The organism is Pantoea sp. X-Soil-ISGK-285, assembly GCF_059730815.1.
In genome coordinates this window covers 2,991,215-3,016,415 of record NZ_AP035938.1, presented here as the reverse complement: position 1 = coordinate 3,016,415, position 25,201 = coordinate 2,991,215, and the positions used below count along the sequence as shown (strand labels likewise).

Annotated in this window: 24 protein-coding genes; 16 read left to right on the top strand and 8 right to left on the bottom strand. The window is 56.8% G+C overall.

All coding sequences use genetic code 11. From position 1 onward, the window contains the following. Window positions 1–30 precede the first annotated feature (30 nt). The gene (bepA, locus tag AC6I8B_RS14250) at window positions 31–1,494 is read right to left on the bottom strand and encodes a beta-barrel assembly-enhancing protease (protein WP_010260049.1); all 1,464 of its coding nucleotides are present in this window, start codon (window positions 1,492–1,494) and stop codon (window positions 31–33) included. A gap of 754 nt (window positions 1,495–2,248) precedes the next feature. On the opposite strand from bepA, the gene AC6I8B_RS14245 reads away from it, so the two are divergent. From AC6I8B_RS14245 to AC6I8B_RS14205, 9 genes are all read left to right on the top strand, one after another. Then, window positions 2,249–2,854 (top strand): DsrE family protein, encoded by a 606-nt coding sequence (locus tag AC6I8B_RS14245; RefSeq protein ID WP_010671340.1) that lies wholly within the window; start codon window positions 2,249–2,251, stop codon window positions 2,852–2,854. A gap of 31 nt (window positions 2,855–2,885) precedes the next feature. Then, window positions 2,886–3,494 (top strand): DsrE family protein, encoded by a 609-nt coding sequence (locus AC6I8B_RS14240; protein WP_010671341.1) that lies wholly within the window; start codon window positions 2,886–2,888, stop codon window positions 3,492–3,494. Window positions 3,495–3,618: 124 nt separating this feature from the next. Further along, window positions 3,619–4,644: a substrate-binding domain-containing protein gene (locus AC6I8B_RS14235; protein ID WP_022624142.1), complete on the top strand. Its 1,026-nt coding sequence runs from the start codon at window positions 3,619–3,621 to the stop codon at window positions 4,642–4,644. Beyond that, the gene (locus tag AC6I8B_RS14230) at window positions 4,628–5,650 is read left to right on the top strand and encodes an ABC transporter substrate-binding protein (protein WP_033769710.1); all 1,023 of its coding nucleotides are present in this window, start codon (window positions 4,628–4,630) and stop codon (window positions 5,648–5,650) included. Before AC6I8B_RS14235 ends, AC6I8B_RS14230 begins: the two co-directional genes overlap by 17 nt. Continuing rightward, window positions 5,650–6,525: an ABC transporter permease gene (locus AC6I8B_RS14225; RefSeq protein WP_157352746.1), complete on the top strand. Its 876-nt coding sequence runs from the start codon at window positions 5,650–5,652 to the stop codon at window positions 6,523–6,525. Before AC6I8B_RS14230 ends, AC6I8B_RS14225 begins: the two co-directional genes overlap by 1 nt. Further along, window positions 6,522–7,337, top strand: a complete 816-nt coding sequence (locus AC6I8B_RS14220) for an ABC transporter permease (protein WP_022624145.1) — start codon at window positions 6,522–6,524, stop codon at window positions 7,335–7,337. Before AC6I8B_RS14225 ends, AC6I8B_RS14220 begins: the two co-directional genes overlap by 4 nt. Then, window positions 7,334–8,317 carry an ABC transporter ATP-binding protein gene (locus tag AC6I8B_RS14215; protein ID WP_157352744.1) on the top strand — a complete coding sequence of 328 codons (984 nt, stop codon included), beginning with the start codon at window positions 7,334–7,336 and terminating at the stop codon, window positions 8,315–8,317. Before AC6I8B_RS14220 ends, AC6I8B_RS14215 begins: the two co-directional genes overlap by 4 nt. 10 nt (window positions 8,318–8,327) lie before the next feature. Then, window positions 8,328–9,158: a phosphodiesterase gene (locus AC6I8B_RS14210; RefSeq protein ID WP_022624147.1), complete on the top strand. Its 831-nt coding sequence runs from the start codon at window positions 8,328–8,330 to the stop codon at window positions 9,156–9,158. A 161-nt stretch (window positions 9,159–9,319) separates the two neighbouring features. After that, complete coding sequence (locus AC6I8B_RS14205; protein WP_010260020.1) at window positions 9,320–10,885, top strand: sensor domain-containing diguanylate cyclase; 1,566 nt, start codon at window positions 9,320–9,322, stop codon at window positions 10,883–10,885. Window positions 10,886–10,984: 99 nt separating this feature from the next. Here the strand turns inward: AC6I8B_RS14205 and bcp are convergent, their stop codons facing one another. Beyond that, the gene (gene bcp / locus AC6I8B_RS14200) at window positions 10,985–11,452 is read right to left on the bottom strand and encodes a thioredoxin-dependent thiol peroxidase (protein WP_010260016.1); all 468 of its coding nucleotides are present in this window, start codon (window positions 11,450–11,452) and stop codon (window positions 10,985–10,987) included. Between the two features lie 157 nt (window positions 11,453–11,609). Continuing rightward, window positions 11,610–12,191, bottom strand: coding sequence for a glycine cleavage system transcriptional repressor (locus AC6I8B_RS14195; RefSeq protein WP_010260011.1), 582 nt, complete (start codon window positions 12,189–12,191; stop codon window positions 11,610–11,612). 143 nt (window positions 12,192–12,334) lie between these two features. On the opposite strand from AC6I8B_RS14195, the gene dapA reads away from it, so the two are divergent. From dapA to ypfH, 6 genes are all read left to right on the top strand, one after another. Further along, window positions 12,335–13,213, top strand: coding sequence for a 4-hydroxy-tetrahydrodipicolinate synthase (gene dapA, locus AC6I8B_RS14190; protein WP_157352741.1), 879 nt, complete (start codon window positions 12,335–12,337; stop codon window positions 13,211–13,213). A gap of 14 nt (window positions 13,214–13,227) precedes the next feature. Continuing rightward, entirely contained in the window at window positions 13,228–14,259 is a 1,032-nt protein-coding gene (bamC, locus tag AC6I8B_RS14185; RefSeq protein ID WP_010260005.1) for an outer membrane protein assembly factor BamC, read from the top strand. 145 nt (window positions 14,260–14,404) lie between these two features. Next, window positions 14,405–15,118 carry a phosphoribosylaminoimidazolesuccinocarboxamide synthase gene (gene purC / locus AC6I8B_RS14180; RefSeq protein ID WP_010260002.1) on the top strand — a complete coding sequence of 238 codons (714 nt, stop codon included), beginning with the start codon at window positions 14,405–14,407 and terminating at the stop codon, window positions 15,116–15,118. Window positions 15,119–15,248: 130 nt separating this feature from the next. Next, complete coding sequence (gene ypfJ, locus AC6I8B_RS14175; protein ID WP_010259999.1) at window positions 15,249–16,115, top strand: KPN_02809 family neutral zinc metallopeptidase; 867 nt, start codon at window positions 15,249–15,251, stop codon at window positions 16,113–16,115. After that, window positions 16,115–18,115, top strand: coding sequence for a tRNA(Met) cytidine acetyltransferase TmcA (locus tag AC6I8B_RS14170; RefSeq protein WP_157352739.1), 2,001 nt, complete (start codon window positions 16,115–16,117; stop codon window positions 18,113–18,115). Before ypfJ ends, AC6I8B_RS14170 begins: the two co-directional genes overlap by 1 nt. 73 nt (window positions 18,116–18,188) lie before the next feature. Further along, on the top strand, window positions 18,189–18,869 hold the full coding sequence (ypfH, locus tag AC6I8B_RS14165; protein WP_010259992.1) for an esterase: 681 nt from the start codon (window positions 18,189–18,191) through the stop codon (window positions 18,867–18,869). A 93-nt stretch (window positions 18,870–18,962) separates the two neighbouring features. On the opposite strand, the gene AC6I8B_RS14160 is transcribed toward ypfH, so the two are convergent. The 3 genes from AC6I8B_RS14160 to AC6I8B_RS14150 are packed head-to-tail and all read right to left on the bottom strand — an operon-like array spanning window position 18,963 to window position 20,671. Next, window positions 18,963–19,151, bottom strand: coding sequence for a YpfN family protein (locus AC6I8B_RS14160; protein WP_003848800.1), 189 nt, complete (start codon window positions 19,149–19,151; stop codon window positions 18,963–18,965). Between the two features lie 22 nt (window positions 19,152–19,173). After that, entirely contained in the window at window positions 19,174–20,301 is a 1,128-nt protein-coding gene (dapE, locus tag AC6I8B_RS14155; protein WP_010671351.1) for a succinyl-diaminopimelate desuccinylase, read from the bottom strand. A gap of 1 nt (window position 20,302) precedes the next feature. After that, window positions 20,303–20,671, bottom strand: a complete 369-nt coding sequence (locus AC6I8B_RS14150) for an ArsC family reductase (RefSeq protein ID WP_010671352.1) — start codon at window positions 20,669–20,671, stop codon at window positions 20,303–20,305. Window positions 20,672–20,955: 284 nt separating this feature from the next. On the opposite strand from AC6I8B_RS14150, the gene AC6I8B_RS14145 reads away from it, so the two are divergent. After that, window positions 20,956–21,147, top strand: coding sequence for a hypothetical protein (locus AC6I8B_RS14145; protein ID WP_010259981.1), 192 nt, complete (start codon window positions 20,956–20,958; stop codon window positions 21,145–21,147). Window positions 21,148–21,252: 105 nt separating this feature from the next. Here the strand turns inward: AC6I8B_RS14145 and acrD are convergent, their stop codons facing one another. Further along, window positions 21,253–24,369, bottom strand: a complete 3,117-nt coding sequence (gene acrD, locus AC6I8B_RS14140; RefSeq protein ID WP_157352737.1) for a multidrug efflux RND transporter permease AcrD — start codon at window positions 24,367–24,369, stop codon at window positions 21,253–21,255. Window positions 24,370–24,536: 167 nt separating this feature from the next. Continuing rightward, window positions 24,537–25,166: a response regulator gene (locus tag AC6I8B_RS14135; RefSeq protein ID WP_033758590.1), complete on the bottom strand. Its 630-nt coding sequence runs from the start codon at window positions 25,164–25,166 to the stop codon at window positions 24,537–24,539. Between the last annotated feature and the right edge of the window lie 35 nt (window positions 25,167–25,201).

Below are 25,201 nucleotides of genomic sequence, written 5' to 3'. Positions count from 1 at the left end.
CAGACTCTCCTCTATTCGCAGCGTGAATGCTCAGCCTTTCTGATATTGCTTAAAGCGCTGTTGTAACTGGCGCAGCTGATCGATACGGGCATCGTAGCGCGCCTGTTTCAGGCTGCCGAGCGGCACCTGTGCGCTGGCGCTGCCAAGCGCGGTGATCGCCTGATCGAGCTGGCCATTCAGAGCCAGACTCTCTGCCCGCGCCGATAATTCTTCATCATTCAGTCCCTGCTGTGCAGACGCCTGGGCCAGCAAATCCCAGCCGTTGGGATCATCTTTATTAGCCCAGGTGTAGCGATTCAGAATACGGCTGGCGTTGGCATACTGTTTCGCTTCAACGTAGGCGTTGGCCAGGTTGAGCTGCACCACCGGGCTGTTTTTTGCACTGGTGGCGGCGCTGAGCAGGGCGATCGCCTGTTGTGGCTGATTCAGGCCGATATCGATGTCCGACATAAGATCCAGGAACCAGACGTTATTCGGCTGTTTCGCCAGCAACGGCGTCATAATCCGCTTCGCATCGGCAAAACTTTTCGCCTGCAAAAACTGTATGGCTTTGCCATATTGTGACGCCAGCTGCTCACGAGAATTGCCGCTGGCATACTGGCTCAGCAGTTCGTCGGTGAGCTGATTACGCCCGGTGGAGTACATGCCCAGTGAACGCACCTTTGCCAGATAGAAATCTTCTGTAGATTGCACCACCACCGGCCGCATCTGGTTAGCGCGGTTGCGGGCATCCGCCAGACGGCTGTCAGGCAGGGGATGCGTCAGCAGAATTTCAGGAGGCTTCGAGGAGAAGCGGCTCTGATCGGCCAGCTTCTGTAAAAAGTTCGGCATCGCCTGAGGATCAAACCCGGCGCGCTGCAGTACCTGAATTCCGATGCGGTCAGCTTCCTGCTCATTACCCTGGGTAAAACTGATAATTCCCTGCTGAGTTCCCGCCAGGGTGCCGGTCAGTGCTGCCATGCCCGCCTGCGGATTGGCCATCGCCAGCAGAATTGAGCCCAGCGCACCGACCCATGTCAGTGGCGCATTGCGCTTTTGATCTTCCATTGCGCGCGCCAGATGGCGCTGGGTAACGTGTGAGATCTCATGCGCCATCACTGACGCCAGCTGGCTTTCATTTTCGGTATAGCGGAACAGCGCAGAGTGCAGCACCACGTTGCCACCAAAAAAGGCAAAGGCGTTGAGCTCATCGTTCTGAATCAGAAAGAAGTGGAACGGGGTTTTCACTGAGTCGGCATGCGACACCAGTCGCTGACCCAGCTGATTAATATACTGATTAAGCAGCGGATCGTTGATCAGCGGCGCACTGGCACGCAGCTGGCGCACATAAAAGTCGCCCATCTGCAGTTCCTGATTAATCGACAGCGTCGAACCGGCCGTAGTGCCAATATCGGGAAGTGAATCACTGACATCGGCGTAAGCAGGTGACAGAGTAGTGAAAATGAGCGTCGGAAGGAGCGCGGCGATCAGCGTTTTCTTTAACCGGTTCAACATGCCTTAATCCTGTAGAGAGGCCCTGAAAATGGACAGGTGCGCAGCGGGAATGTTCCATTTTTCGCAGATAACGACGGTTCGTGACTATCTTAACCAGAGCATCAAAAGAATGAAATGTCGTTTTCTGGCAAGCGACCGACGTAATTTGTGCAAGATCGCCCATTTTGACGAAAAAAACTGAACATCCTGCCAACTTAAACCGCGGTTAAACGAATAAAAACCGGCGGAGTATCGCCGGGTTTGTGAGCGGTTAAGTAACGCCTTATTCATTTATTCCCAATGCGCTTCGGCATAATAAAGCAGAATCTGCTGCCGCGCAGATTTAGCCTGTGAGCGGATTTTTTTAAAGTTATGTAAATTCACTCAAAAAAACTGACTATGGCATGAGTTTTTCCAGGTCTACTCTGAAAAAATAGCCCTCTCTGAGCCGTGAATCTCCTCTTCGCCATTGATAAATTAAATCGTAGCTCCCGCCTTTATCCTGCTTATTCCAACTACGCCTGGCTGTTATTTATTGCTGTTAATGTCACAGGAAGTGAAAAGAGCACAAAGAGTCAGGTCCATTCTGATTAAGACCTTTTTTTCCTCATAATGAAACTTTTCGATTAATACGGAAGGTGAATAATTTCAGCAGTTATCAGCCGCGCGCTGACCTGAATTTACGCAGGCGAGAATTATGCCTGCGCTGTGATATAGATAGCCGACCTGATTCAGTCCTGAATCTGCCAGACATTATTTGCCGGAGAGAAGTGTTATGCGTTCAGTTGTTTCATACGCGTTAATCGCCATTATTGGCGGAGTCGTTGGCGCGGCTGTCACACAGAGTGGCGAGATTTATGACAAAGTGACACGCCATTTTGCAACCGAGCCACAGGAAGCCCCGGGATTCTGGAGCACACCAGCGATTGAAGGTTACGGCAAAATTCATTATGAGCCCGACGCCGCGTTTAAACCGGTGGCGGGCCTGAGCAATAAAATTGTTTTCCAGATTACCCGAAGCGATGGCGCGATGACCGCGCCCAATCTGGGACTGGAGCGTGTGGCGCGCGTGGTGAATTTATATATCGCCTCCGGCATTCCGGCCGATCAGCTGAAGTTTGTCGTTTCGGTCACCGGCGATGCGACGCCCGCCATGCTGGATAACGCCCATTTTAAAAAGTTTTATGGCATCGAAAATCCAAACCTGAAGCTGATTAATGAGCTGAATCAGGCGGGAGTGAAAGTCTCGGTCTGCGATCAGTCCGTGGCATTCCATCACTATCCTAATAACTGGATTGATAAATCTGTAGTCCATGCACTTTCCAGTCCGACCACCGTATCAACCCTGCAAAACCAGGGATACGCGTGGCTGGCAATGTAATTGATGTTTTAAACGATCGGGAGAAGAGTTAATGCGTCCAGCAGCTTTAGTGGTGATGGCAGCCGTAGCGGGATTTATCGGAGGCAATGTTTTACAGTTGCCGGAATTATTCGATAAGGTCAGCGGGAAAATGGCGGATAATAAATCCGAACCTGCTGATTTCTGGAGTACGCCAGCGATTGAAGGCTACGGAAAAATACATTATGTCGATACGCCTGCATTTAAACCCGGCACGACAGCGGGCCTGAGTAATAAAATAGTATTCCAGATCAACCGCAGTGAAGGGGATATTCGTAAGCCGAATCTCGGTCTGGAGCGCGTAGCGCGCGTCACCAACCTCTATTATGCGGCAGGTGTGCCACTCGACCAGCTGAAATTTGTGGTGTCAATTAACGGCGACGCGGTTTCATCAGCGCTGAATAATGACCAGTTCAGCAAAGCCTACGGCGTCGATAACCCGAACCTGAAGCTGATCAGCGAGCTGAAAAAAGCGGGCGTTCAGGTCACTATCTGCGATCAGTCAGTGGCTTTTCATCAGCTTGAGCGCAACTGGATCGACCCGATGGTCACTCACACTATCTCCAGCGGCACCACCGTTGCGACCCTGGAAAACAGCGGTTACGCCTTCCTGATGCTTTAATTCCCCCACAGCGGCGTCACTGCCGCTGTCACCTGCCCGTCAAATTCCTGTGATGCCCCTGTCATAGAACGCCGCTAGTGTTGTCGCAATGAGATCGATCTCATCGACAATAAACGAGGCAGTCATGACCGATTTAATCAGCGTAGCCAGACTGGCAGGGGTCTCCCGCGCAACCGCTGCGCGCGCCTTTTCTGACCCTCATCTGCTAAAACCGGGCACGCTGCAAAAGGTGCTTGCCGCCTCGGAACAGATCGGTTTCCGCCCGAATCATATTGCCCGTCAGCTCCGCACCCAGCACTCCACCACGCTTGGCGTCCTGTTGCCTTCACTGCTCAATCCGGTTTTTGCCATGCAATTACAGGCGATGGAGCAGCAGGCTCGTCTGGCGGGATATGGGCTGCTGGTAGCAACCAGTGATTATCAGGCTGAGCGGGAAGCGGCCATTGTCGAACATATGCTGCACCAGCGTGTCGCCGGTCTGGTACTGACGGTGGCAGATGCCGACAGCAGTGCGCTGCTGCCGACACTGGCGGCGGCGAAGATGCCCTTCGTGCTGACCCACAACGTACCGCAACAGCACGAATGGCCCGCGCTGTGCGTAGATAACCGCAAAGCCATTGCCGAAGCGACCGCTCATCTGGTGTCACTGGGCCACCGCCACATCGTGATGGCTGCGGGCCCTATGCAGCAATCTGACCGCGCCCGTCTGCGCTATCTCGGCTACTGCGATGCCATGCAGCAGGCCGGTCTGACGCCGCAGGCGATGATTGAGATGCCCAGCCATATCCAGTCCGATTTCCATCCGTTGCTGCCGCTGATTAATTCACCTTCGCCGCTGACGGCGGTGATTTGCAGTAACGATCTGCTGGCTATCAGCCTGCTGGGCGCCGCTGCGCGTGCCGGCGTCAGCGTTCCGAATCAGCTCTCCGTGGTCGGCTTCGATGGCATTGAGCTGGGCGAACAGCTTTCACCTTCACTGGCCAGCGTGGTGCAGCCGATTGCGCTAATGGGCGCGCGCGCTATTGACCTGCTTCTGAATCCCGTCGGCGGTAAAACCCATTTGCTGGCACATCATTTACGTTTCGGGGAGAGTGTCGCCCCGGCATTTCATGGCTCTTTTTCAGGGGAACATCATGTCACTCACCGTTAACTTCAAACCTATCGCCAGCGCTGCGCTGCTGGCCGGATGCACGCTTGCCTCATCGTGGGCGCAGGCGGCTGAAAATGCTATCTGCTACAACTGCCCGCCAGAGTGGGCCGATTGGGCGACACAGCTTCAGGCGATCGAAAAAACGACGGGCATTCATGTGCCGCAGGACAATAAAAATTCGGGTCAGGCGCTGGCGCAGCTGGTCGCCGAGAAAAGCAATCCGGTCGCCGACGTGGTCTATTACGGCGTCAGCTTCGGCATTCAGGCAGTCAGTGCAGACGTGGTTAGCGCTTACAAACCGGCAAACTGGGATCAGATCCCGGCAGGCATGAAAGATCCTGCTGGCAAGTGGGTAGCGCTGCACTCCGGTACCATGGGTTTTATGGTCAATGTTGATGCGCTGGGTGGCGCGCCGGTGCCGCGTTCCTGGGATGATCTGCTGAAGCCGGAATATAAAGGCATGGTGGGTTATCTTGATCCGGCCAGCGCCTTTGTGGGCTACGTTGCAGCCGTCGCGGTGAACCAGGCGAAAGGCGGCAGTCTTCATGACTTCACCCCGGCCATCAACTGGTTCAAAGCACTGCAACGCAACCAGCCGATTGTGCCTAAGCAGACCGCCTATGCCCGGCTGATTTCAGGCGAAATCCCGATTCTGATCGACTACGACTTCAACGCCTATCGCGCCCGCTACAAAGATCACGCCAATGTGGAATTTGTGATCCCCAGCGAGGGGACGGTCACGGTGCCTTACGTCATCAGCCTGGTGAAAAATGCGCCGCATCCGGCCAACGGTAAGAAAGTGATCGATTTCGTGCTGTCAGATGCCGGTCAGGCGATCTGGGCTAATGCCTGGCTGCGTCCGGTCCGGGCGGGGGCGATGTCACCCGAAGCGAAGAAATATTTTCTGCCTGACAGCGACTATGCGCGCGCTCACACGGTTGATTATCAGCAAATGGCCGACGCGCAGAAGAGCTTCTCCGCCCGTTACCTGAGCGAGATCCGCTGATGTTACTCTCAGAGATCAATCCGTTTGCTGCTGGCGACTCAGTTCGCCACCGCCTTCGGCCGCTGGGGGCAAACTGGCCGTGGATGCTGCTGCCTGCGCTGCTGTTCTTTGCTGCCTTCTGGCTGTTGCCGTTTGCTCGTCTGTTGCAGATCGGTATGACGGAAGATCGTACAACTCACCACAGCGGCTACTGGACGGTAATCAGCCAGCCGCAATATCTGCAAAGCCTGCTGAATACCGTGCTGCTCTCGGCAGCGGTCACACTGGTGACGCTGCTGATTGCTGCGGTGGTGGGCTGCTTTCTGGCACGGCAGCGCTTTACCGGGCGAGGCACGCTGCTGGCGCTGCTGACCTTTCCGCTGGCCTTTCCGGGCGTGGTGGTGGGATTTCTGATGGTCATGCTGGCGGGGCGTCAGGGTGTTCTGGCGCAACTCAGTCTCAGCCTGTTTCATGAGCGCTGGGTCCTTGCTTATTCGCTCAGCGGCTTATTTATTGGCTATCTCTATTTTTCGCTGCCGCGCGCCATCGTGACGCTGGTGGCGGCCAGTGAAAAGCTGGACCGTTCGCTGGAAGAGGCCGCCCGATCGCTGGGTGCCAGCCAGTGGCGCATCATCATTGACGTCATCATTCCTGGGCTGAAACCGGCGCTGCTCTCCTGCGGCGCGCTCTGTTTCGCCACCAGCATGGGCGCCTTTGGCACCGCATTTACCCTTGGCACAGAGCTCGCGGTGCTGCCGCTGACCATTTATGGTGAGTTCACTAATTACGCCAACTTTGCCACCGCAGCGGCGCTTTCGGTGGTGATGGGGACGGTGGCCTGGCTGGCGCTGATGCTGGCGAACGGACTGGCTGCCCGCCGTAAGGAGAAGACATGAAACGCCGGGGGCTGTTCTGGCTGCAGGTGGTGATCACCAGCCTCACCGCGCTGTTTATGATTGTGCCGGTTGTGCTCTCGATGCTGGCGGGCGTCACGCAGAACTATTTCACTGGCCTGCGCAGCGGCCTGACGCTGAAGTGGGTGGAACAGGTGTGGCAGATGTATGCCGACACCTTCTGGCTGTCGCTGCTGATCGCTCTGAGTTGTCTGGCGGTGACGGTTATCGCTGGCGTGCCGGCCGCCTGGGGCTTACTGAAATCACCGTCACGCTGGGCCAGCCGCATTGAGGAGTGCCTGATGCTGCCAGTCGCATTGCCGGGCCTGGCCACCGCACTGGGCATCATTCTGCTTTATGGTCAGTTCAGCGCGTTGCGCGACAGCTGGCTCTTCATCCTGATCGGCCATGTGCTCTTTACCTTGCCCTTTATGATCCGACCGGTGCTGTCGGTGATGCAGGCGATTGATCTGCCGCGCCTTGAAGAAGCCGCCGCCAGCCTGGGGGCGGGCTTCTGGCGCCGCTTCTTTACCGTGGTCGTCCCGAACTGCCGCAACGGCATTCTGGCGGGCGCATTTATGGTGATCACCCTGTCGGTGGGGGAGTTCAACATTACCTGGATGCTGCACACGCCACTGACCAAAACCCTGCCGGTCGGTCTGGCCGACAGCTACACCTCGATGCGACTGGAAGTCGGGTCCGCCTATACCCTGATCTTTATTATGATGATTTTACCGCTGCTGCTGTTGCTCAACGCCTGTAATCACTGGCTGGAACGGCAATCTTCGCGGCAGCAGAGAGAGGAAACCGTATGAATGAGGCCGTCAACGTGACGCTGCGCCACTGCTCGCGTCGCTTTAATCAGCAGGTCGCGCTGCATCCGCTCGACCTGCAGGTTCACGCCGGTGAAACACTGGTATTGCTGGGGCCGTCAGGCTGTGGCAAAACCACGCTGCTGCGTATTATCAGCGGTCTGGATAGCAGCGATCCCCCGGGAGAGATCTGGTTTGACAAGCGTAACGTCACCGCGCTGCCGATTGAGAAACGCAACGTTGGCATGGTGTTTCAGAACTACGCGCTGTTCCCGACGCTCAACGTGGCGCAGAACGTCGCCTATGGTCTGAAGGTGCAGGGCGTGCCACGTGCCGAGCGTGATGCGCGGGTCGCGGAAATGCTGGCACTGGTTGACCTGACACATCTGTCCCACCGGGCGATTGATAAATTGTCCGGCGGGCAGAAGCAGCGGGTGGCGCTGGCACGTGCGCTGGCCGCCCGGCCTAAAGTCCTGTTGTTCGATGAGCCGCTGGCGGCGCTTGACGCCAGGCTGCGCGATCGACTGCGGCTGGAGATCGGCGCGCTGCTCAAGCGGCTGGCGATCACTGCGGTTTACGTCACCCACGATCAGCAGGAAGCGATGGCGCTGGGCGATCGCATCGCGGTGATGGAGCAGGGCCGTCTGATGCAGTTGGATACTCCGCAGGGAATTTATCAGCGCCCGGCCTCCCGCTTTGTAGCGGATTTTGTGGGCGCCATAAACTGCATTGCGCACGATCCCGACGGTCATCCCCTGCGTTTTTGCCGCCCGGAAGATGTGCTGCTGGCTGACGACACCCGCTATGCCCAGCGCGGTGTGGTGGTGGGCAGTACGTTTCTTGGCGCCTCGCAGCGCTTACTGATCGATATCGGGCTGGATAACCCCATTCAGGTCGAGCGTCATGCTCGCGAAATCTGGCAGGCGGGACAGCGCATCAGCTGGTCGCTGACCCGCCAGGCCGCGCTGGAATTTAGTTGCTAAGGAGTCTGTTGTGTCTGTTCAACCCACAGTCATCGCGCAAATCAGCGATCTGCATATCAAGGCTTTTGGTCGTCTCTCTTATAAACAGGTCGATACCCATGCCGCTTTACTGCAAGTTATCGATACCCTTAACGCGCTGCAGCCGCGTCCCGATGTGGTGGTGATTACCGGCGACCTGGTCGATTTTGGCAGGCCGGAAGAGTATCAGACGCTGCGCGAAGCCCTGCAGCGCCTCCAGTTGCCCTTTTATCTGATGGCGGGCAATCACGACGATCGCGAGGCACTGCGTGCTGCCTTCCCGGATCACACCTACCTGCAGGCGGGGCCGACCCTGAACTGGCAGCTTAGCGTGGGCGGCGTCAGGCTGCTGGCCCTGGACTCCAGCGTACCGCAACAGCCGTGGGGGGAGGTGGATGAGCAGCAGTTGCAATGGCTGGATCAGGCACTGCGCGAGGCCGCGGATCAGCCCACGCTGGTGATGCTGCATCATCCCCCTTTTGCCTGTGGCATTGCGCATATGGATCGGCAACGGTTACGCCATCCTGAGGCACTTGAGGCGATCATTGTCCGCCATCCGCAGGTTGAGCGGGTGCTTTGTGGTCATCTGCATCGCAGCCTGCAGACCCGCTTTGCCGGAACCCTGGCCTGTGTCGCACCCGGCGTGTCGCATCAGGTGGCTCTGGATCTGCACCCGGAGGGACCGGCTCACTTTATTCTGGAGCCGCCCGGCTTTTTGCTCCATTGCTGGCAGCCAGTGCAGGGAATGGTCACGCATCAGTGCGCGATTGGCCACTTTTCGGGACCCTGGCCATTTTACGATAGTCAGGGGTTAATCGATTAGTGCCAGCTAAATCTGTATTAAGCGGGGTGATATTTGTCTTAATGCTGCTCAAAAATGCCGACACAGTGTAGACTTAAACCCGGCTATCAGGGCTTCTGGCACACATTAAAAAAATAATCAGGCATTCACGACATGACACTCTTCTCCGGGGCGGCGACGCCATGTTAAAGCTCTTTCGGCCCAAGGCCGACTTGCGCAATCTGATCGCCCTGCTGGTGATTGTCAGCATTGTTATCACGCTCGCGAATACGCTCTATGCTACCTGGCGGGTGCAGCGCCAGGTGCTGATTGACACCACGCTTGAGGCTAACCGGGCCTATGCCGCCAAGCTGGCCTCAACCAGTGAAATTTTCTTCCAGCTGGCGCAGTCACAGTTGCACTACAGCGCCAATCAGCTAAGCCGTGACTTTAATAATGAAGGACTGCTGAATAGCGAAGTCAATCGTCTGCGTGAGCAGACCACCAGTTTCAACTCGGTAGCCGTGGTGGATGAGCAGGGCGCGATCAAAGCGATCTCGCCTGAATCCCTGACGCTGAAAGGGATGCGTGTCACCAGCGACGCCTCCCGCGAAGCGCTGACGCTGCGGCAGCCGATCATCAGTAAACCGACCCTTTCTGCAGCCAATAATCTGCTGGTATTTGTCTCCTGGCCAATCTGGAGTCCCGATGGCGACTATCTGGGCTACATCGGCGGCACGATCTATCTGAAGAAAAAAAGCATTCTGAATGCGCTACTGGGTGAACAATTCTACCGTGATGGCACCACGGTCTATGTGCTCGACAGTAATAATGAGGTGTTGTATCACCAGAATCGTCAGCTGATTGGTAAAGTTCTGCCCGCCATCGTCAGTCCGCGTGACGAGCAGACCAATGGCTCGCTGATGCTTGCGGGTGCAGGTGAGTCGACGCAGCTGGCGGGCTATGCCGTCGTCCCGACCACCGGCTGGACGGTGGTGGCACTGAAGCCGATTAACGTCACGCTGAACCCGCTTTCAGGCCTGTTAATGAAAGTCCTGAAGAACTCGGTGCCGTTCGCACTGCTGACCCTGCTGGTTGCGTTAGGGCTGGCACGGCTGATTGCCCGACCACTGTTCCAGCTGGCCCGCAAAGCCAGCCGGATGGATGCGCAGGGCGTATCAAAAGAGATTGGCGGCATCAGTGCCTGGTATTTTGAGGCGGCGCAGGTCAAGCGCGCGCTGCTCACCGGCATCGGACTGGTGCAGGACAAAATCGGTCGTCTGAGTTCGGAAGCCCAGACCGACCCCCTGACTCAGTTGCTGAATCGGCGTGGTCTTAATGCGGTACTGGAGTACTACCGCACGCTACGTCAGCCTTTCTCGGTGCTGGCGCTGGATATCGATCACTTTAAAAACGTCAACGATAGCTGGGGCCACGATGTGGGCGACCGGGTGATTCAGCAGGTGGCGAGCACGCTGCGTGCCAGCGCCCGTCAGTCTGATGTGGTGTGCCGCAACGGCGGAGAGGAGTTTCTGATGCTGCTGCCGGGAACGGCGCTGGATGAGGCGCAGATTATCGCCGAGCGCGTGCGACTGGGCATTGCAGAAGCCTGGCTCACCGACGTGGGTCGCATTACCTTGTCTATCGGCGTCGCGGCATGGAATGGTTCGCAGGATGTCGGGCTGGAAGGCAGTTTAAAACAGGCGGATGCGGCGCTCTATGAAGCGAAAAATGCCGGGCGCAACTGCGTTATCGTGGCCGCCGCGTAATCGCGTTAACTCACAGTGTTTCGCAACGGCAGGATAAAAACGGGCGGGGAAGAGGCAGCTAAGCAGGGCGCGGCGTTAAGGCTACCGCGCCCCTCAACATCAGGCTGACTTGACGTAATCCAGCACCATGTCGTGGTGATTCGAGGTCTTGAAGTTATCAAACACTTTTTCGATCCTGCCCTCAGCATCTATCAGGAAGCTGATGCGATGAATGCCGTCATAGGTTTTCCCCATAAACGTTTTTTCACCCCAGACGCCAAACGCCTGGCAGACTTCATGGTTTTCATCGGAGAGCAGGGTAAAATTCAGCAGCTCTTTTTCGACAAACTTTGACAGTTTTTCCGGTTTGTCGGTGCTGATGCCCAGCACTTCAACGCCCGCTTTTTTCAACTCATCCATGTTGTCACGCAGACCGCACGCCTGCACGGTGCAGCCTGGTGTCATCGCTTTCGGGTAAAAGTACACCAGAACGCGCTGTCCCTGGAAGTCGGTCAGATTCACGTGTTCGCCGTCCTGATCGGGCAGGCTAAATGCGGGTGCAGTATCTCCGGCTTTCAGTGGATTCATTACATCTCTCCATTTTCTTATTCAGGCTGTGGGTAATACACCATCCGGTCAGAAACGGCCAGAGGGAAAATTACCATCAGGGGGTATTTCACCACATAGCCGGTCACCTTTCAGTGGCAGTAATGTGGAGAAATAACTCCGGTTAATTGACCAAAGCTTAGCGTACCGCGCTGACAGATTCGCTGCTGTCGGCATCTGACACACTGTAAAGGCGCAGCGTTCCCTGAGCATTCAGCTCCTGACACAGGGTATTAAACGCCTGCTCAAACGGGGTGCCACTGGTTCGCGTCGGACTGTGAGCGGTCATTTGAATATAGAGCGTAGGTGGCAAATTGTGTTGCGCTGGCGTAATGCGCGACACCAGTTCGGCCACATTCATCTGATGCTTATCGATAAGATCGGTAAAGCGTTCAATAATATGCGGCGAATCAGCCACCTCAACCTGAATGAACGCGGTGTCGGGCATCGGCGGACGGAGCCGGGCATTGGTGCGCTTCATGACGATCAGCAGTTCCAGCTCTGCCCCTTTCAGTGGCAGGGTCGATTCAATCAGTGTGATCGCGTTCCAGCTGCCCGACAGCAGCATGATAAAGGTGAACTCATCCCCAAGCATGGCAAGACGGCTATCTTCAATATTGCAACCGCAGCTGCTGACGTGTCGGGTAATGGTGTTGACGATACCCGGACGGTCAACACCGAGCGCGGTGATCACCAGATGATGGGGCTGAGATTGCGGCAAAATGGCTTTTCCTCTGCTTTCGCTAATAACCATAAGGTAAACATAAAAAAAACTGCTGACAAGCGCGGGAATGGCGTGGCTGGCTTGCTTTTCCCTAAGTGTAAAACGTACCATGAAGCACTTGTTTGTCGAGGGGATCGCCAATGTTTACGGGAAGTATTGTTGCACTCGTTACGCCAATGGATGACAGCGGTAATGTCTGCCGGTCGAGTCTGAAAAAACTGATTGATTATCACGTCGCCAGCAGCACCGCGGCGATCGTTTCCGTCGGCACCACAGGCGAATCTGCTACCCTGAGCCATGAAGAACATGGTGATGTGGTGATGCTGACCCTGGAGCTGGCCGATGGCCGTATTCCGGTGATTGCCGGAACCGGGGCAAACGCCACCGCTGAAGGCATCTCTCTGACTAAGCGTTTTGAAAATTCCGGCGTTGTGGGTTGCCTGACCGTGACCCCGTATTACAACCGTCCGACGCAGGAAGGGCTGTTCCAGCACTTTAAAGCGATTGCGAATAGCACCAGCCTGCCACAGATGCTGTATAACGTTCCCTCGCGTACCGGTTGCGACATGCTGCCGGAAACCGTTGCCCGCCTGGCCGAAATCAAAAATATTATCGGAATCAAAGAGGCAACCGGGAACTTATCGCGGGTTAGTCAGATCCAAGAGCTGGTTAATGAAGATTTCATTCTGGTGAGTGGCGATGACGCGACTGCGCTGGACTTTATGCAACTGGGCGGCAAAGGCGTCATTTCGGTGACGGCCAACGTGGCTGCGCGCGAAATGGTCGAACTGTGTCAACTCGCACAGCAGGGCAATTTCGTCGAGGCACGCCGCCTGAATCAGCGTCTGATGCATCTGCACCAGACGCTTTTCTGTGAACCCAATCCTATCCCGGTGAAATGGGCTGCGAAACAGCTAGGATTAATCGCTAACGACACGCTGCGTCTGCCAATGACGCCACTGACTGCAGCCGGCCAGCCGAAAGTGGAGCAGGCGCTGGTGAAAGCGGGTTTGCGATAATTTAGGGAGTTTGAATGAATTACTCAGTAAAGCGGTCAACAGTAGCCACAGTGGTGGGGCTTTCTACCCTGATGCTGTTGTCGGCCTGTTCAAGCGATCAGCGTTATAAGCGCCAGGTCAGCGGTGACGAATCTTATCTTGAAGCCAGTCAGTTAAATGAACTGAAAGCACCTGCCGGAATGATCCTGCCGGTGCAGCGTGGTGATTTCGACGTGCCGCGCACGACCAGTCAGGCACCCACCGGCAAGCAACTCGACATCCGTCCGCCAGCCCAGCCGCTGGCGCTGATGAACGGCACCCGCGCACAGTTCAGCAACAATACCGGCGCGCTGATGATTGATAACAGCCGCGGCTCAGTCTGGTCGCAGGTCGTCAACGTGGTGCAGTCATACAAATTCCCGATTGCTTCCCGTAATGACGCAGGGCAGCAGCTGACGACGGACTGGGTGCAGTGGAACCGTGCTGATGAAGATCAGCAGTATCGTGGTCGCTACCAGATCAGCGTGCAGTCGCAGAGCTATCAGCAGCAGTTAACCGTTCGTCTGCTGGAGCTGCAGCAGGATGGTAAAACCATTACCTCACCTGTGCAGATCCAGCGTTATACCGCCCAGATGCTGAATGACATCAGCACCGGTATGGACAAGATTGATACGGCGAGTGAAAACGCGGCCTCTGGTCGGGTGAATGGGGCCATTGATGTGCAGAGCGGTGCAGATGATACCGGCCTGCCACTGCTGATCCTGCGTACGCCATACAATGTGGCATGGCAGCGTCTGCCTGATGCAATGAAACGCGTCGGGATGGAAGTGACCGACACGACCCGCTCAACCGGCAGCATGAAGGTGACCTACAAGTCACTGAGCAGCAGCGACTGGGATTCAGTCGGTGCGAAAGATCCGGAATTACCAAACGGTGATTACAAAGTGCAGGTCGGCGATCTCGACAACCGCACCAGTCTGCAATTCATCGACCCGAAAGGGCATGTGCTGACCCAGTCGCAGAACGATGCGCTGGTGGCCGTGTTCCAGGCGGCGCTGAACAAATAAAGTTGCCCAAGGCCGGAGATTCTCCGGCCTTTTTATTTTGTTTTTGGCATAATAGCGCGCGGCGAAGTAAACGATTGCGTCAAGGCAATCGCCGCAGCGGCACTGGCCGCTGAACACCCGTTATTTCAAGTCTGGAGTGAACAAGATGCAAAAGCGAGCTGAGTTGTATCGCGGTAAAGCGAAAACCGTATACAGCACCGATAACCCGGATCTGCTGATACTCGAATTCCGCAACGATACGTCAGCAGGTGATGGCGCCCGAATCGAGCAATTTGATCGCAAGGGAATGGTTAACAACAAGTTTAACCATTTTATCATGACTAAATTGCAGGAAGCGGGTATCCCGACCCAGATGGAAGCGCTGCTGTCAGATACTGAAGCGCTGGTGAAGAAGCTGGAGATGGTGCCGGTAGAGTGCGTGGTACGTAACCGCGCCGCAGGCTCGCTGGTAAAACGTCTGGGCGTGGAAGAGGGCATTGTGCTCAATCCGCCGCTGTTTGATCTTTTCCTGAAAGATGATGCAAAGCATGACCCGATGGTTAATGAATCCTACTGCGAAACCTTTGGCTGGGTCAGCAAACAGAACCTGGCGCGGATGCAGGAGCTGACCTTTAAAGCCAACGAGGTGCTGAGCAAACTGTTCGACGATGCGGGTCTGATTCTGGTCGACTTCAAACTGGAGTTTGGTCTGTTTAACGGCGAAGTGACGCTGGGCGATGAGTTTTCGCCAGATGGTGCGCGCCTGTGGGACAAAGAGACGCTGGATAAAATGGATAAAGACCGTTTCCGCCAGAGCCTCGGCGGCGTGGTGGAAGCCTATGAAGCGGTTGCACAGCGGCTGGGCGTGAAGCTCGACTGAGTTTGCCTGCCGCGCAGAAACAAAAAGGAGAGCCCCGGCTCTCCTTTTTTCATTTCAGGGTAAAGCTGGTGATTGCTGCCTCACACAACTAAAATCATGCCATCTGAAAAAATGACTGAGGGAAAACAGCATGCGCTGGCAAGGGCGTCGCGAAAGCGACAATGTAGAAGACCGTCGCGATCAATCGTCCGGTTTAGGCGGCGGAGGCCGCCAGATTCGTCTGCCGCGCGGTAAAGGCGGTATTGTGCTGCTGATTGTTGTGGCCATCGCGGGTTATTACGGTTACGACCTGACCGCACTGCTGACAGGCGGCGAAGTTGCACCGACCAGCCAGCAGCAACAGCGCAGCGTCAGCGCCAATGATGATGAGGCTGCGAAATTCACGAAGGTGATTCTGGCCACCACGGAAGACACCTGGGGCAAACTGTTCCAGCAGATGAACAAACAGTATGTGGCACCGAAGCTGGTGATGTATCGCGGCGCAACCCGCACTGGCTGTGGTACCGGACAGTCAGTCATGGGGCCGTTCTACTGTCCTGCCGATCAGACCGTCTACATCGACCTCTCTTTTTATGACGAGATGAAAACCAAACTTGGCGCGGACGGTGACTTCGCCCAGGGCTACGTCGTCGCGCATGAAGTTGGCCACCATGTCCAGAAACTACTGGGTATTGAACCGAAAGTGCGTGAGATGCAGCAGGGTGCCAGCCAGACGCAGGTCAATCAGCTCTCCGTCAAAATGGAACTGCAGGCGGACTGTTTTGCCGGTGTCTGGGGACACTATATGCAGCAGGAAAACATCCTGGAAGCGGGCGATCTGCAGGAAGCGCTGAATGCCGCCGAGGCAATTGGCGATGACCGCCTGCAGCAGAAAGGTCAGGGCCGCGTAGTGCCGGACAGCTTCACCCACGGCACGTCTGAGCAGCGCTATACCTGGTTCAAGCGCGGGTTTGATGGTGGCAATCCAGGACAGTGCAACACCTTCGCCAGCAACTAATGAGTCTGCAGCCTCTTACGCAGCTTATGCAGCAGGCCGGTGTGCGTCGTCTGGCGGTGATCAGCGGCGACCCGGCCTGGTGTTTACTACGGGCTGCGGCGTGGCGTGAAACGCTGACCGGCGACTGGCTGGCGTTGAGCCCGGAACCGCTGTTCTCTGCTTCGGATAAAGGGCCGGGTCAGTATAAAACGCCGGTCCTGCACAAACAGCCTGCTGCGGTGCGCACGCTGCTTGGCCGTGAATTTCGTCATGCTCTGTTTGACGCTCGTCAGGGCTTTCATGCCGACGCTTTCGCTGCGCTGGCTGGCACGCTCACCGCCGGTAGCTGGCTGTTACTGCTGGTGCCGCCCTGGGAACAGTGGGCGCAGCAGCCTGACAGCGACAGCCTGCGCTGGGCCGATGTCGCTGAACCCATCGCCACCCCTTATTTTGTTCACCACCTGCAACAGCTGATATTAGCGGATGACCAGGTGCTGCTGGAGCGGCAGCATCAGCCATGCCGGTTTCCGGCGCAGCCGGACTGGCCGCAGTGGCACTGTCAGGCACCGCAGCAGCAGCAGGCGATACTCGATCAGCTGATGAGGCTGCCATCGGGGGTTGCCGTGCTGACCGCGCCCCGCGGACGCGGTAAATCGGCGCTGGCGGGTATGCTGGCGCGATTGAACGGACATTGTCTGGTGACGGCTCCGGCCAAAGCCTCAACGGAGGTGCTGAGCACCTTCGCCGCTGACGCTTTTCACTTTATGGCACCCGATGCGCTGCTGGCGCTGGAGACGCCGCCGCAGGCGGAATGGCTGATTGTGGATGAAGCGGCGGCGATCCCGGCACCGCTGCTGCAGGCGCTGGTCAGTCGATATCCCCGCGTATTGCTCACCACCACCGTACAGGGCTATGAAGGAAGCGGGCGCGGGTTTATCCTTAAATTCTGCGCCGGGCTTCCTGATGCACACTATTTTACGCTCGATGAGCCACTGCGCTGGTCGCGTTTCGATCCGCTGGAGCAGTGGCTGAACCAGGCGCTGCTGTTTGACGATGCCGCCGCGACCGCACCCGATTCTCCTGTAACGCCTCATCGTGTTGAGCGCCACGATTTCAGCGCGCTGGAGGCCGCGTATCGTCTGCTGACCAGTGCACACTATCGTACCTCGCCACTTGATCTGCGCCGCCTGCTGGATGCTCCGGGCATGCAGCTGTGGCGGGCCGGCGACGCGTCGGCGTTACAGGGCGCGCTCTGGCTGGTGGAAGAGGGCGGTCTTGAACCTGCACTGGCACAGGCGGTCTGGGCGGGCACCCGGCGACCCCGCGGGAATCTGGTGGCGCAGTCGCTGGCAGCCCACGCTGGTCTGGCTGAGGCGGCGACATTGCGCTCGCTGCGCATCAGCCGTATTGCCGTGGCGGCGGAGCGGCGTCGTCTGGGAACCGGACAGCAGCTGGTTGCGGCAGCGGCCAGTGCGGCAGCCGGATATGACTACCTCTCCGTCAGCTTCGGCTACACTGAATCTCTCTGGGCGTTCTGGCGCGCCTGTGGCTTTAGCCTGGTGCGGATTGGCAGTCAGCGCGAAGCCAGCAGCGGCTGCTACGCGGCGATGGCCATGTTGCCCTGTTCTGCTGCGGGTGAGGCATTGCAGCACCGCGCGGCAGAACAGCTGGCGCGAGACTGGCCGCTGTTGCGCCAGCATATCGCACTGGAACTGCAGTTTGATCAGGTTACTGACGACGGATTGACCGCGCAGGATATTCGTCTGGCGGCGGGTTTTGCCTGGGCGCAGCGGCCACTGGAAGCGAGCCTGCCGGTGTTGCAGCGTCTGGTGCAGGCCAGTTCAGCCTCTTTACCGCTGCTGGCTGCGGCGGTTGCCACACCCACAGCCCTGGGCGAACTGGCCCAGCAGGCGGGAGTGAGTGGGCGCAAAGCGCTAGTCGCAGCGCTGCGTCAGCAGGCGGCAGCGGCCCTCCAGACACTGGGCGTTGATGCAGCCTTGCTGCACCTGCCGTTGAAATAATTCGACCAGCTGGTTCAAATTATCCTCATATGATTTTATGCCAGGCGGCGTAGAGTGAACACAGGAGGTCAACATGACACTGAAATATGTAATCGTTCAACAGCCTGCCACCACAGCACAGCTGTTTCTGCTCTACCATGGCGTTGGCGATAACCCGGATTCAATGGGCGAGATTGGCAACTGGTTTGCCCGAACGTTTCCCGACGCGCTGGTGGTGTCCGTCGGCTCGCCTGGTGCGAGTCGTCAGTGGTTCGGCGAAACCGACCTGCACGATCAGACCGTCCAGCAGCGGGTTGATGCGGCCATGCCGCAGTTTGTTGGGTCTGTGCGTCACTGGCAAAAAAAGAGCAGCGTGCGGCCGGAAGCGACAGCCTTAATCGGCTTTTCGCAGGGCGGCAGTATGGTGCTGGAAGGGGTTAAGGCGCATCCGGATCTGGCGGGCCGCGCGGTGGTATTTAATGGCCGGTTTATTACCCTGCCGGAGAAGGCCAGTACCCGCACCACCATCCACCTGATCCACGGTGATTATGATGAGCAGGTCCCGCTGCACCATGCGCAGCAGGCGGAGCATCGGCTGACCGCCTGCGGTGGCGACGTTACCCTGGATATCGTTGACGATCTGGAGCATGCCATCGATCACCGCAGCATGGAGCTGGCGCTGAATCATCTGCGTTATACGGTGCCAAAACGCTACTTTGATGAGGCGTTAAGCGGCGCAAAACCGGGTGACGATGATGTTATCGTGATGATGTAAAAAAGCCCCTGCGCAAGCCCGATCTTAACGCTGATGAGAGCTGACTTTGTGAAGAACCATAAAAAAGCCCCTGCATAGCAGGGGCTTTTTCGTTTACTTCTTCTTCGGCCAGTTGTCGTCGTCATCCCATTTATCGTTGAAATCACGATGCGGCGGCAGGTCGGGTTTGTTATCCATAAATTTTTTATGATCGATGCGTTTCAGATCTTTATAAACGTTCATCAGCACGCCAACCATCAGCAGGATCACCAGGATCCACCAGTAATCTTTAATAAATTCCATTTGCTGCTCCTTAAAACCGCCGTCAGGCGATCAGTTGTTCCATGATGCGTTGGTACATCCGGCTCAGCATCTGCAGGTCGGAGGCTTTCACACACTCATTGATTTTATGAATGGTGGCATTCACTGGCCCCAGTTCCACCACCTGTGCACCCATCCGGGCAATAAAGCGGCCATCGGAGGTTCCGCCCGTGGTCAGCAGCTGCGGCTTAATTTCATTATAGTGCGCTACAGCTTTCACGACGGCATCAACCAGCTTACCGCGCGTGGTCAGGAAGGGCTGGCCAGAGAGTTTCCACTCAATGGTGTAACGCAACTGGTGACGATCCAGCAGCTCTGCGACCCGCTGACGAATCATCTCATCGGTGAGTTCGGTGCTGAAGCGGAAGTTAAACTGCACAAACAGCTCGCCGGGGATCACATTGTTACTGCCGGTGCCCGCCTGGACGTTGGCAATCTGCATGCTGGTCGCCGGGAAGAACTCATTCCCCTGATCCCACTCGGTCGCGACCAGCTCGTTCAGCGCCGGCATCGCCCGGTGAACCGGGTTATCCGCCAGATGTGGATAGGCGACGTGGCCCTGCACGCCATGCACCATCAGGTTAGCGGTGATCGAACCGCGACGGCCATTTTTCACCACATCACCCACCACTTCCGTGCTGGAGGGCTCGCCGACCAGGCAATAGTCGAGCCGTTCGCGGCGCGCCATCAGCCGCTCAACCACTTTAACCGTGCCATTGGCCCCGCTGGCCTCTTCATCAGAGGTAATCATAAAGGCGAGTCGCCCTCGGTGATTGGGACGCACCGCAACAAAACGTTCGGCAGCCACCACCATTGCCGCCAGCGATCCTTTCATGTCGGCCGCGCCGCGACCGAACAGCATACCGTCGCGGATGGTGGGTTCAAATGGCGGATTAATCCATCGGCTGGCATCGCCAGGCGGCACCACATCGGTGTGACCGGCAAACGCCAGCGTTTCACCTTCGCCACGGGTGGCCCAGAAATTCAGGGTGTCGTCGATGTTCATCGTTTCAATCTTAAAGCCAATAGCTTCAAGACGGGCGATCAGCAGAGCCTGACATCCGGCATCATCGGGGCTGAGAGAGGGGCGACGAATAAGCTGCTGCGTCAGCTCAATGACCGGGCAAAACATATTATGACTTCTCCTGGATAGCATTCTGATAGGTGGCTTCGCTGAAACCGGCGAGCAGGGAGCCATCCGGGGCGCGCAACAGCGGACGCTTAATCATGGCGGGATGCGCCAGCATCAGCGCTTTGGCGCTGCTGGCATCGGTAACCGCGTCGCGATCACTCTCAGGCAATTTACGCCAGGTGGTGCCCCGGGTGTTAAGCAGAGCCTGATAACCCAGTGCATCGATAAACTCCTGCAGCAGGGCATCGTTCAGGCCATCCGCACGGTAGTCGTGGAAGTGATAGTCAACGCCTGCGTCTGTTAAAAAGCGCCGGGCTTTTTTTATGGTGTCGCAATTTTTAATCCCGAACATCACCCACTGCGTGCTCATTGCCCGATCCTTATTGTCCTGTGAGAAGTGAAAGCTGAAAAAAGCAGCCAAAGTGCGAGTTTACCATAGTGTGATCCGTTGCGGCATCTGCACAGGCGCGGGAATCGGGCCACAGAGCACGGCAGCAAGGTCATCGTCCGGCATCGGGTAAACGCTATCAATTTCGCAGCTAACCATTACCCTGCTTATCAATAAGAGCTTAGGAATTTCGCCATGTTGATAAAATAGTCTACCGCTGGGTTTAAAATAAATTATTTTCAACGGGGTTAAGGAGTTGCTGAAGTGTGCGTCAGCTTGCAAAACCAGCAACATTCATGTTTTTATGGCGTATGCCGATAGATATAACAGGTGTAAACGTATTCACCTGTATAAAAAAAGAGCGTAACATTGCCAGCACAATAAGAGAGGGCATTATGATTGACACCGAAATGGGAACCTGGAAAGAATTTATCGAAGCGATGTTACGCAACAAGTAACGCGCGAAGAAAAAAGCAGGTTAATCCCGCTTGCTGGAATTCTTACCACACACAGAAATAAGGCGGCCACTGATATCAGTGACCGCTTTTTATTTGCGCCTCTACTTAGTCGAGCGGCTTCTCTTTGAGCGGGAAGCGGCGGCGTACCAGCACAAAGAACAGCGGCACAAAAAAGATCGCCAGCAGTGTGGCAGAGATCATTCCGCCCATCACACCGGTTCCTACGGCATGCTGGCTGCCGGAGCCCGCTCCGCTGCTGATCGCCATGGGCAGTACACCAAAGATAAAGGCCAGCGAGGTCATCAGAATCGGCCGCAGGCGCTGACGCGATGCCTCCAGCGTAGATTCCACCAGCTCGCGTCCACGGCTGTTGATCTCATTAGCAAATTCTACAATCAGGATGGCGTTTTTGGCGGATAGCCCCACTACTGTCAGCAGGCCAACCTGGAAATAGACGTCATTTTCCAGCCCACGCATCCAGGTGGCGATTAGCGCGCCGACCACGCCCAGCGGCACCACCAGCATCACCGAGAACGGGATCGACCAGCTTTCATACAGCGCGGCAAGGCAGAGAAAGACCACCAGCAGCGAAATCGCATAAAGTGCCGGCGCCTGCGAACCGGAGAGCCGCTCCTGATAAGAGGCACCGGTCCACTGGAACCCGACGCCCAGGGGCAGGGCATTAACCAGTTTTTCCATCTCATCCATCGCCGTGCCGCTGCTGACGCCACTGGCCGCTTCGCCGACAATCTCCAGCGACGAATAGCCGTTGTAGCGTTCAAGACGTGGGGAACCGGTCTCCCAGCGGCTGGTGGCAAACGCGGAGAAGGGCACCATTTTGCCGCTGCTATTGCGCACGTACCATTTGTTGATGTCGTCTGGCAGCATGCGGAATTCAGCCGCAGCCTGCACATAGACCTTCTTCACCCGGCCACGATCCAGGAAGTCATTCACGTAGCTGGAACCCCACGCGGTGGTCAGGGTGTCGTTGATGGTATCCAGCGACACGCCCAGCGCCTGCGCTTTACGTGCATCAACATCGATCTGCAGCTGCGGGCTGTCATCCAGTCCATTGTGCCGTACCCGCGACAGCGCGTTGTCATTGCCCGCCATCTCCAGCAGTTTGTCACGCATCGCCATCAGTTGGGTATGACCGACGCCCGCGTGATCCTGCAGTTGCAGGTCAAAGCCGGAGCTGCTGCCCATGCCGGTGATGGCTGGCGGGCTGCTGGCAATCACCCGGCCCTCTTTGATCTTCTGAAATGCCTTCGTCGCGCGATCGATAATCGCGAACGAGGTGCGATCGGCACCGGGCCGCGCTTCCCAGTCTTTCAGCCGCACAAACAGACGCGCCACGTTTTGTCCATTGCCGCCCGGACCTGCGCCGATGGTGGAGAAGACCGACAGCACGTTGGCCTTCTCTTCGGTGAGATAATAGTTTTCAACTTTGGCGACGACGCTGGCAGTTTGCTCAAGTGTCGCGCCTGCCGGAAGCTGAACCTGCGTCAGGAATACGCCGCGATCTTCCAGCGGCAGAAACGACGTCGGCAGACGCAGAAACAGAAAGGCCATCAGGCCGATGATGCCGAGATAGAGCAGCAGCCAGCGACCGCCCTTGCGCAGGATACCCGCGACCCCGCGCTCGTAGCGGTCAGCATTGCGATTAAAGTGACGATTGAACCAGCCGAAGAAGCCGCGACGCTCAGGCTGCTCGCCCTGTGAAACGGGTTTGAGCAGCGTGGCACAGAGCGCCGGTGTCAGGATCATCGCCACCAGCACCGACAGCACCATCGCCGACACAATGGTAATTGAGAACTGACGGTAGATGGCGCCGACGGTGCCGCCGAAAAACGCCATCGGCACAAACACCGCAGAGAGCACCAGCGCGATACCCACCAGCGCGCCCTGAATCTGGCCCATCGATTTTCGGGTGGCGGCACGCGGCGAGAGTCCCTCTTCATGCATGATACGTTCAACGTTTTCCACCACCACGATGGCATCATCCACCAGCAGCCCGATTGCCAGCACCATGGCAAACATGGTCAGGGTATTGATGCTGAACCCGCAGGCATAGAGCACGCTGAAGGTGCCGAACAGTACCACCGGCACTGCAATAGTAGGAATTAAGGTGGCGCGGAAGTTCTGCATAAACAGGTACATCACGCCAAATACCAGCACAATCGCCTCCAGCAGCGTCTTCACCACATCGGTGATTGACGCTTTAACGAAAGGGGAGGTTTCATAGGCGATTTTTGCTTCCAGACCGTGCGGGAAGTAGCGGGACAGCTCCTCAATGCGCGCCCGCACCAGCTTATCGGTGTTCATCTCGTTGGCACCGGACGCCAGCTTCACCCCCAGGCCTGACGCGGGCTGGCCGTTGTAACGACTCAGATAATCATACTTCTCAGCGCCCAGCGCCACGCTGGCGACATCGCCCAGCGTCACCACCGAACCATCGGGATTGTTCTTCAGGGTAATCGCCCGGAACTGCTCAGGGGTCTGCAGCATCGACTGGGCGTTGACCGTAGCGTTAAGCGCCTGTTTCTCTACCGACGGCAGGCCACCCACCTGTCCCACGGCAACCTGGGTGTTCTGCGACTGGATCGCACTGACCACATCTTCCGTGGTCAGCGAATAGGCGATCAGTTTATTGGGATCGAGCCAGATACGCATCGCATATTGCGAGCCGTAAGCGTCAACCTGGCCGACGCCATCAATACGGCTTAGCGGATCCTGAATATTACTGGCGACATAGTCTGAAATATCCTGCTTATCCATGCTGCCGTCGGTTGAAACGAATGCCACCATCAGAATATTACTGTCACCGGTTTTATTGACGGTCACACCCTGCGACTGCACCGCCTGTGGCAATTTGCGCAGTGCGGATTGCAGCTGGTTCTGTACCTGCTGACGGGCTTCATCGGGATTGGTCCCGGCGGTAAAGGTGAGGGTGATCTGTGCCTGGCCGGTGTTGCTGCTGTTAGAGGACATGTACATCAGATTATCGATGCCGGTCATGTTCTGCTCGATCACCTGGGTAACGGTGTTTTCCAGCGTCTGGGCGGATGCGCCCGGATAGTTAGCGGTGATGCGCACGTTGGGCGGTGCCAGATCGGGGTACTGTTCAATAGGCAGCGAAATAATCGAAAGCGTGCCACACAGGCACAGCAGAATCGCCAGAACCCAGGCAAAGATAGGGCGGTCGATAAAGAAATTCGACATTAAATCGACACTCCTCACTACTTTTATCGTTGGTCAGGCCCACCAGCAACGGGCGCTCTGGCAGGAAAATCGGCGGGTCTTTGCCACGTTTCTCCGCCGCCGTTTACTCTACGTGCGGCAGCGGGGGAAATCGTGGAGAAATTGAGGAGAAAATGTAAATTCGTTGGCTATTTGCGGCTTTCAAGCCACATCACCGTGGCGGCGACGCGTGAGCGGACATCCAGTTTCCGCAGCAGGTTACGAATGTGCACTTTTACCGTCTCTTCAGAGATATGCAGAATAGCGGCAACCTCTTTATTCGACAGTCCACGCGCCACCTCCTGCAGCACATCCCGTTCGCGCTCGGTGAGCTGACGCAGAGGATCGGCACTGTGCTGGCGATTAGCCAGATAGCGGGTGACGCCCTCGCTGAAGACCTTTTCGCCCCGTGATGCCTGCAGGATATGCCCCAGCAGGACCTCCGGCTCGCTGTCCTTGAGCAGATAGCCGTCAGCACCGGCATCCACCATGGCAAAAATATCGCTGCGGGCGTCAGAAACGGTCAGCACCAGAATGCGCGAACTGATCCCTTCATGGCGCAGCGCCTTCAGCGTATCCAGTCCGGACATGCCTTTCATATTCAGGTCGAGCAGAATGATGTCCGGTTCCTGATGGCGGGCCTCCGCCAGCGCTTCAGTGCCGTTGCTGGCTTCGGCGATCACCTCCAGCCGGGGATCGAGCGCCAGCAGTTGACGGACACCGCGGCGCATCAGCGGGTGGTCATCCACAATCATCAATGTTAATGCGGGCTGTTGCATATTTTCTCCGTTGCATTGGTTTCAGACTGCGGCAG